General features: G+C 72.9%; 6 protein-coding genes. 1 reads left to right on the top strand and 5 read right to left on the bottom strand.

Features of this window, described 5'->3' with window-relative positions:
- Nucleotides 1-2,776, bottom strand: a 2,776-nt coding sequence (locus E1285_RS23675; RefSeq protein WP_165966724.1) for a BTAD domain-containing putative transcriptional regulator, incomplete at its 3' end; no start/stop codon positions are given.
- A 91-nt stretch (nt 2,777-2,867) separates the two neighbouring features.
- Here E1285_RS23675 and E1285_RS23670 point away from each other — a divergent pair.
- Nucleotides 2,868-3,944: a methyltransferase gene (locus E1285_RS23670; protein ID WP_207946759.1), complete on the top strand. Its 1,077-nt coding sequence runs from the start codon at nt 2,868-2,870 to the stop codon at nt 3,942-3,944.
- A gap of 13 nt (nt 3,945-3,957) precedes the next feature.
- Here E1285_RS23670 and E1285_RS23665 read toward each other — a convergent pair whose 3' ends face one another.
- The 4 genes from E1285_RS23665 to E1285_RS23650 all read right to left on the bottom strand — a co-directional run bounded on the left by E1285_RS23665 (nt 3,958) and on the right by E1285_RS23650 (nt 7,940).
- A complete protein-coding gene (locus E1285_RS23665; RefSeq protein WP_132155623.1) occupies nt 3,958-4,404 on the bottom strand; it encodes a hypothetical protein in 447 nt (148 codons plus the stop codon).
- 167 nt (nt 4,405-4,571) lie between these two features.
- On the bottom strand, nt 4,572-6,962 hold the full coding sequence (locus tag E1285_RS23660) for an excinuclease ABC subunit UvrA (RefSeq protein WP_132155621.1): 2,391 nt from the start codon (nt 6,960-6,962) through the stop codon (nt 4,572-4,574).
- A gap of 100 nt (nt 6,963-7,062) precedes the next feature.
- Nucleotides 7,063-7,476, bottom strand: coding sequence for a VOC family protein (locus tag E1285_RS23655; RefSeq protein WP_132155619.1), 414 nt, complete (start codon nt 7,474-7,476; stop codon nt 7,063-7,065).
- A 5-nt stretch (nt 7,477-7,481) separates the two neighbouring features.
- The gene (locus tag E1285_RS23650; protein WP_207946758.1) at nt 7,482-7,940 is read right to left on the bottom strand and encodes a helix-turn-helix transcriptional regulator; all 459 of its coding nucleotides are present in this window, start codon (nt 7,938-7,940) and stop codon (nt 7,482-7,484) included.
- Nucleotides 7,941-7,943: the final 3 nt, after the last annotated feature.

Raw genomic sequence — 7,943 nt, 5'->3', positions numbered from 1 at the left:
GGGTGCTTTTCAAGGCGGTGTAGCGGGCCATGTCCGGGCCCGTGGCGGGTGGGGCCGTGTCGGCGGCGTCCGCGCCGGTCAGGAGGAGGGCCGCCTCGTGGGGGCGGTCGCGGGCCGCCAGGAGTTCGGCGAAGATGCGCATGGTCGTCCATAGCTGGGGCCAGGCGCCGGCGCGGCGTGCGGCGTCCAGGATCGGGGCGACGAGGTCGAGGGCCTCGTCGTGGCGGGCGGCGCGGACCAGGGCCGCCAACTGTGCCACTCGGGCGACCTGGCTGACGTGGGTTGCGCCGGCCAGGTCGGCCTTGTCGGCTGCGGCGGCGAGGAGTTCGGTCTTGCGGTCGCCGGTCTCGGCCTCGCCGAGGGCGTAGAGGGCGAACGCGTGGACGGCGGTGGCCCCGGCCGTTTCGGCTCCCAGGACCCCGATCTCGGCCTCGCGGCACGCCGCCGGGAGGTCGCCTCGGTAGCAGGCCGTAAGGGACAGGGAGCTGTGCGCCGATGCCCGGTAGGCCGGCGCGAGGTCGTCCATGCCGGTGATCGTCCGCCACCATCGGGCGGACTCGTCGTGGTCGCCTCGGTACATGGTGGCGATACCGATGGCCAGGTGGGCGAGATAGCGCTCGCGGGAGGTCGTCGCCGACGCGAGCGCCCGCTCTGCGAACTCCCGTCCGCGGGTGGTGTCGCCGGCGTGGGTCACGGCGCAGGCGCCCGCCGCCAGGCCCAGCGCCGATTCCGGGGACGGGGTCGCCGCGCACCGCTCCGCCAGTTCGGCCGTCAGGTCGATGGTCTCGGAGCCGGGCTGCCAGTGCTGGCACAGCTGGACGGCGGCGGCGAGCCGTGCCGCGTCCGCCGTCTCCCCGGCGTGGACGGCCCAGCGCAGGGCCTGCTCGATGTCGGCGCGGCCGTTCCGGAGGCGGGCGAACGCCTCGACGCTGTCCGGGCCGGCGCAGTCGGCGGCGGCCCGTTCCGTCCACCGGCGCACCCAGCGCAGGTAGGTGCGCCTGGCGGCCGTCTCGCCGCCGGTGTCGCGCAGGCGGGCGGCGGCGAACGCGCGGACGACGGCGAGCATCCGGTAGCGCACGGCCCGCTCCGCCGGGTGGGTGGCCAGCAGGGACGACTCGACCAGGGCGCTGAGGTGTCCGGTCGCCGGCCGTCCGTGGTGGGCGGCGGTGAGGCCCTCCACCGCCTCGGGGTCGAAGTCGGACGGGAAGACCGTCAGCAGCGCCAGCAGTTCGCGCTGGGCGGGCGTGAGCAGGCGGTACGACCAGTCGATCACTGCGTGCAGGTCACCGGGGCCGTGCTCATCCAGGAGGGCGAGGTCCTCGGCGGCGAGGCGGTCGCGAACGGGTTCGAGACCGAGGACGGCGATGCGGGACGCGGCCAGTTCCAGTGCGAGAGGCAGGCCGTCCAGCCGGCGGCAGATGTCGGCGGCCACGGCCACGTTGTCGGGGGTCACGCCGAACGACGGCCGCAGCCGCCGGACCCGGTCGGTGAGGACCCGGACGCTCGCGGCCAGCTCCATGCGGTCCGGATTCGCGAGGGCGTCCGGGGCGGGCAGCGGTTCCAGGGGCAGCAGCCTCTCAGCCGGCGTGCCCAGCCGATGGCGGCTCGTCGCCAGCACCCGCGCGGACGGGCACCGGGCCGCCACGGCCGCGGCCAGCGCCTCCGCCTCGGCCAGCACGTGCTCGCAGTTGTCGAGGACGAGCACGCCGGGCGAGACGCGGAGATGCTCGACGACGGCCGCGCGGGCCGATCCGGCGGGACGGTCCAGTCCCAGCGCCTCGGCCGCCGCGGCGTCGACCCTGTCGCCGGGCAGGGGGGCGAGCTGGACGACGGCGACCGGCCGTCCGAGGCGCTCGGCGAGCGCCGGGAGGGCCTCCGCGACCGTCCTGGTCTTGCCGACCCCGCCGACGCCCGTCACCGTGACCAGGCGGCAGGCCGCGACGGCGTCCACCAGCTCCGACACCGTGGCGTCCCTGCCGACGAAGGCGGTCGAGGTGTCCACCCACGAGACCGGGTCCGGGGGCGGCGCGTGCAGCCGGCGGGACGGGCGGTCGAGATCGTGGGCGAGGATCCGCGACTCCAGCTCGCGCAGCGCCGGGGACGGGTCGAGACCCAGCTCGTCGGCCAGCCGGGCACGGTATTCGCGGAGCCGGGCGAGGGCGCCGGTGTGGTCGCCCATGTCGTACAGGGCGGTGAGCAGCAGTTCCACCGCGTGCTCACGGAAAGGCTCCCCGGCGAGGACTCCTTCGAGGCGGGCGGCGGCGCCGCGCGGGTCGCCTTCGGCCAGGGCGGCCGAAGCCCCGGCCTCCATCGCGTCCAGGCGCGTCCGGTCGAGGTGCTGCGCGTCGAACTCGGCGAACGCCCGGTCGGCGAACTCCGCGTAGGCGGGGCCGCGCCAGAGGGAGAGCGCCTCGTCCAGGAGGCGGGCCGCGTCCCGCGGGGCCTCCTCGGCGCGGGCCAGCAGGTCCTCGAACCGGTGTGCGTCGACCGCCTCCGCCGGGACGGCGAGGGTGTACCCGGCCGCGTCGGCGCGGATCACCTTCTCCCCGAGGACGGCGCGCAGCCGCGACAGGACGGTGCGCAGCGCGGACCTGGGGTCGGCGGGCAACTCGCCGCCCCACCCGGCCTCCACCAGCGCGTCGGCGGCCACGGGACGTCCCACGTGGACCAGCAGGCAGGCCAGGACCGCGCGGCGGCGCCCGGGCGGGACCTCCACCGGCGTGCCGTCCCGCCGGACCTCCAAGGGCCCGAGGACGCCGAAGCGCAGGTCGGCCATGCGACCCATCTTGGGTGAAGCGGCCGTGAATGTCTCGTGAAACGGCCCCGCGCGACGGTCGGAGAAACGAACCCGCGTAGGAGGAGGGGACATGAGCATCGACACCGAACTCGACATGAACACGGTAGGCGCCTTCGCCGAGAGGATCGCCGGGCTGCTGACCGGCGGCGCCACCGCGGCCCTGATGGTGGTGGGCGACCGGCTCGGCCTGTACCGGGCGCTCGCGGAGGCCGGTCCGGTGACGCCGGCCCGGCTCGCCGGGCTGACGGGCACCTCGGAGCGGTACGTCCGGGAATGGCTCGCGCAGCAGGCCGCCGTCGGCATCGTCGGCCACGACGCGGCGGACGGCTCGTTCACGCTCCCGCCCGAGCACGCCGCCGTCGTCGCCACCGACGACTCGCCCGCGTCCATGATCGGCGCCGCCCCGATGATCACCGGGCTGCACCGCCGAGTCGACGCCATGACGGACGCGTTCCGCACCGGGGAAGGCGTCGCCTGGGGCGCCCAGGACCCGATGATCTTCGAGTCGACCGAGCGGTTCTTCCGGGTCGGCTACCGCAACAGCCTCGTCGCGGAGTGGATCCCGGCGCTGGACGGCGTCCGCGAACGGCTGGAGGCCGGCGCGCGCGTCGCCGACATCGGATGCGGGCACGGGGCGCCGCTCCTGCTGCTGGCCGGCGCCTTCCCGAACTCCCGGTTCACGGGGTTCGACGCGCACGGGCCGTCGATCGAGACCGCGCGGTCGCGCGCCGCCGGGGCCGGGGTGTCCGACCGGGTCGGGTTCGAGGTGAGCCACTGCCAGGGCTACCCGCAGGACGAGTACGACCTGGTGACGTTCTTCGACTCCTTCCACGACCTCGGCGACCCCGTCGGTGCGGCCGCCTACGCCCGCGCCGCGCTGGCTCCCGGCGGGACGCTGATGCTGGTGGAGCCCGTCGCGGGCGACGACCTGGCCTCGACCCTGGCCGGGGTGCCGACCGCCGGTCTCAACTACGCCGCCTCGACGTTCCTGTGCACGGCCAACTCGCTGTCACAGCCGGTCGGGCTCGCCCTGGGCTCACTCGCCGGTGAGGCACGGCTGCGCCAAGTCCTGCGGGAGGCGGGCTACGGGTCCGTCCGCCGCGCGGCGGAGAACATGTTCAACATGGTCCTGGAGGCCCGGCCCTGAGCGTGAGGCCGGGTCAGCGGAGCTGCTCGTAGGCGATGTAGGCGGCGGTCCCGTAGACGACGTGCGGGACGATGTCGGCGACCCAGCTCGAGACGGACCATTCACGCGGGTCCGTGACGCCCAGCGCGACCATCGGGACGTTCGACCCGATGGTCGCGAGCGCGGTGAGCGTGAGGACGCCGACCGGCCAGGACGCCCGCCGGCGGGTCAGCGTCGCGTAGCAGACCGCCGCCCCGAGGCCCGTGCCGTAGCCGAGCAGGGTGCCCAGGGCCTCCTTGCGGTTCTCCGCCGTCTCCTCTTCGCCGAGGTCGACATGCAGGCCTTCGGCGAGCCTCTCGACGGTGTCCTGCGGCGTGCTGCTGCCGCCGCGCGCCCGTATGGCCATGTCGAGGTACGTGGTGGCGTTGAGCGCGCTGGTACCCGCGGCTCCGGCGATCATTCCCTTGATGAGAGTGCGCATGTGGCGTCCGCTACCCCGATTCGCAATGATCACGTCCCGCCGGCCGCGCCTTTAGGCCGCGGTTGATCATTGCGGTACGAGCTTGCGGTGGCCGCCCTCGCCGACCCTCTCTGTGCGGGGCTTCTTCCAGCCGGACGGTTGGTGAGGTCCGGCTGGAAGAAGGGCGGTCAGGCCGTCACGTAGTCGGCGAGGTGTTCGGCGGTGAGGGTGGAGCGGGCGGCGATCAGGTCGGACGGGGTGCCCTCGAAGACGATGCGGCCGCCGTCGTGGCCCGCGCCCGGGCCCAGGTCGATGATCCAGTCGGCGTGGGCCATGACGGCCTGGTGGTGCTCGATGACGATGACCGACTTGCCGGAGTCGACCAGGCGGTCGAGGAGGCCGAGGAGCTGCTCGACGTCCGCCAGGTGCAGGCCCGTGGTGGGTTCGTCGAGGATGTACACGCCGCCCTTCTCGCCCATGCGCGTGGCGAGCTTGAGGCGCTGCCGCTCGCCGCCGGACAGGGTGGTGAGGGGCTGGCCGAGGCTGAGGTAGCCGAGCCCGACGTCGGCGAGCCGGGTGAGGATGGCGTGCGCGGCCGGTGTGCGGGCCTCGCCGGAGCCGAAGAACTCCTCGGCCTGCGCCACCGACATCGCGAGGACCTCGCTGATGTCGCGGCCGCCCAGGTGGTGCTCCAGGACCGACGCCTGGAAGCGCTTGCCCTCGCAGTCGTCGCAGGTGGTGGCGACGCCGGCCATCATCGCCAGGTCGGTGTAGATGACTCCGGCGCCGTTGCAGGTGGGGCAGGCGCCCTCGGAGTTGGCGCTGAACAGCGCCGGCTTGACGTCGTTGGCCTTCGCGAACGCCTTGCGGATCGGGTCGAGCAGCTTGGTGTAGGTCGCGGGGTTGCTGCGGCGCGACCCGCGGATCGTGCTCTGGTCGATCGACACCACTCCGTCCCGGCCGGCGACCGAGCCGTTGATCAGGGAGCTCTTTCCCGATCCGGCCACGCCGGTCAGCACGGTCAGGACGCCGAGGGGGATGTCGACGTCCACGTCCTGGAGGTTGTGGGTGGCGGCGCCGCGGACCTCCAGGGCGTCCGACGACTTGCGCACCGTCGGCTTCAGGGAGGCGCGGTCGTCCAGGTGGCGTCCGGTGAGGGTGCCGCTGGGGCGCAGGTCCTCGACGGTGCCCTCGAAGCAGATGGTGCCGCCCGCCGTACCGGCGCCGGGGCCGAGGTCGACGACGTGGTCGGCGATCGCGATCGCCTCCGGCTTGTGCTCCACGACGAGGACCGTGTTGCCCTTGTCCCGCAGCCGCAGCAGCAGGTTGTTCATCCGCTGGATGTCGTGGGGGTGCAGGCCGATGGTCGGCTCGTCGAAGACGTAGGTGACGTCGGTCAGCGACGACCCGAGGTGCCGGATCATCTTGGTGCGCTGCGCCTCGCCGCCGGACAGCGTGCCGGACGGGCGGTCGAGGCTGAGGTAGCCGAGCCCGATCTCGACGAACGAGTCGAGGGTCTCCCCCAGCGCGCCCAGCAGCGGGGCCACGGACGGCTCGTCCAGGCCGCGGACCCACCCGGCGAGGTCGCTGATCTGCATCGCGCAGGCGTCGGCGATGCTGACCCCCTTGATCTTCGACGAGCGGGCCGCCTCGGTGAGCCGGGTGCCGTCGCAGTCGGGGCAGACGGTGAAGGTGATCGCCCGGTCGACGAACGCGCGGATGTGCGGTTGCATCGCCTCGCGGTCCTTGGACAGGAACGACTTCTGGATCTTCGGGATCAGGCCCTCGTAGGTGACGTTGATGCCGTCGACCTTGATCCTGGTCGCTTCCTTGTGGAGCAGGGCGTCGAGTTCCTTCTCGGTGTACTTGCGGATCGGCTTGTCCGGGTCGAGGAAGCCGGAGGCCATGAAGATGCGCCCGTACCAGCCGTCCATACTGTAGCCGGGGATGGTGAGCGCGCCCTCGGCGAGCGACTTGGCGTCGTCGTACAGCGCGGTCCGGTCGAAGTCGGTGACCTTGCCCCGGCCCTCGCAGCGCGGGCACATGCCGCCGACGATCTGGAACTCGCGGCGCTCCTTCACCTTCTTACCGCCGCGCTCCATGGTGACCGCGCCCGCACCGCTGATCGAGGCGACGTTGAAGGAGAACGCCTTGGCCGGGCCGATGTGCGGATCTCCCAGCCGGCTGAACAGGATGCGCAGCATCGCGTTGACGTCGGTGGCGGTGCCGACCGTGGAGCGGGGGTCACCGCCCATCGGCTCCTGGTCGACGATGATCGCGGTGGTCAGCCCGTCGAGGACGTCGACGTCGGGCCGCGCCTGCGTCGGCATGAAGCCCTGCACGAAGGCGCTGTAGGTCTCGTTGATCATCCGCTGCGACTCGGCGGCGATCGTGCCGAACACCAGCGAGCTCTTGCCCGAGCCGGAGACGCCGGTGAACACCGTGAGGCGGCGCTTCGGGATCTCGACGCTGACGTCCTTGAGGTTGTTCACGCGCGCGCCGTGCACGCGGATCATGTCGTGGCTGTCGGCAACGTGCCGGCCGGACGACTGCGTGTCCGTCCTCATGGCCATGCTCATCGTGTCTCCATCTGTTGGGCCGGGGGCGGCCTGTCACGGCGAACCCGGTGCGCGCGACGATTGGGCCACCCCCGATTCTGCAGCAGGGGCGCCGGTCGGCTCAGCGCAGTTCCTGCATTCGGATCATGTTTCCGGCGGGGTCGCGGAAGGCGCAGTCGCGGACGCCGTACGGCTGGTCCACCGGCTCCTGGACGACCTCGGCGCCGCCGGCCTCCAGCCTCTCGAAGGTGCCGTCGAGGTCGGTGGTGGCGAGGTTGATGCCGGCGTAGGTGCCCTTGGCCATCATCTCGGCGATCGTGCGCTTCTCGTCGTCGGTCTTGCCGCAGCCGGGAGGGGCCGGCGGCTCCAGGACGATCGACACGCCGGGCTGGCCGGCGGGCCCCACGGTGATCCAGCGCATCCCGTCGTATCCGACGTCGTTGCGGACCTCGAAGCCGAGGACGTCGCGGTAGAAGGCCAGTGACTCCTCCGCGTCGGTGTGCGGGAGGAAGGCGGAGTGGATGCTGATTTCCATGCTGGTCAGGCTAGCTGCGGCTCGGTCGCCGGGACTTCTCGATTCCTGACCGGCCTGGTGACCCGTTTCGCCACGCACGGCGCCATCCCCGCCGTCGCCTCCGCCGCCTCGTGCCGGTAGGTGCTGGGCGGCACGCCGACCAGCTCGGTGAAACGGGTGCTGAAGGTGCCGAGCGACGAGCAGCCGACCGTGAAGCAGACCTCGGTGACGCTGAGGTCGCCGCGGCGCAGCAGCGCCATCGCGCGCTCGATCCGCCGCGTCATCAGGTAGCTGTACGGCGACTCGCCGTAGCTGGCCCGGAACAGGCGGCTGAGGTGCCCGGCCGACATGTTCACGCCGCGGGCGAGGGCCTCGACGTCCAGCGGCTGGGCGTACTCGCGGTCGATCCGGTCGCGGACGCGCCGCAGCAGCGCGAGATCGCGCAGGTGCTGCTCAGAGCCGGGTCTGCTGGTCACGTACGCCATGTT

Origin of the sequence: Actinomadura sp. 7K507 (genome assembly GCF_004348425.1) — a bacterium.
Lineage (GTDB): Bacteria > Actinomycetota > Actinomycetes > Streptosporangiales > Streptosporangiaceae > Spirillospora.
Note: the sequence above shows the minus strand (reverse complement) of the source record. Positions and strands in the feature narration are given on the sequence as shown.

Excerpts from the sequence above, each read along its gene's own strand:
- E1285_RS23670 (WP_207946759.1), top strand. The coding sequence starts at position 2,868 with ATGAGCATCGACACCGAACTCGACATGAACACGGTAGGCGCCTTCGCC.
- E1285_RS23665 (WP_132155623.1), bottom strand. The coding sequence starts at position 4,404 with ATGCGCACTCTCATCAAGGGAATGATCGCCGGAGCCGCGGGTACCAGC.
- E1285_RS23660 (WP_132155621.1), bottom strand. The coding sequence starts at position 6,962 with ATGAGCATGGCCATGAGGACGGACACGCAGTCGTCCGGCCGGCACGTT.
- E1285_RS23655 (WP_132155619.1), bottom strand. The coding sequence starts at position 7,476 with ATGGAAATCAGCATCCACTCCGCCTTCCTCCCGCACACCGACGCGGAG.
- E1285_RS23650 (WP_207946758.1), bottom strand. The coding sequence starts at position 7,940 with ATGGCGTACGTGACCAGCAGACCCGGCTCTGAGCAGCACCTGCGCGAT.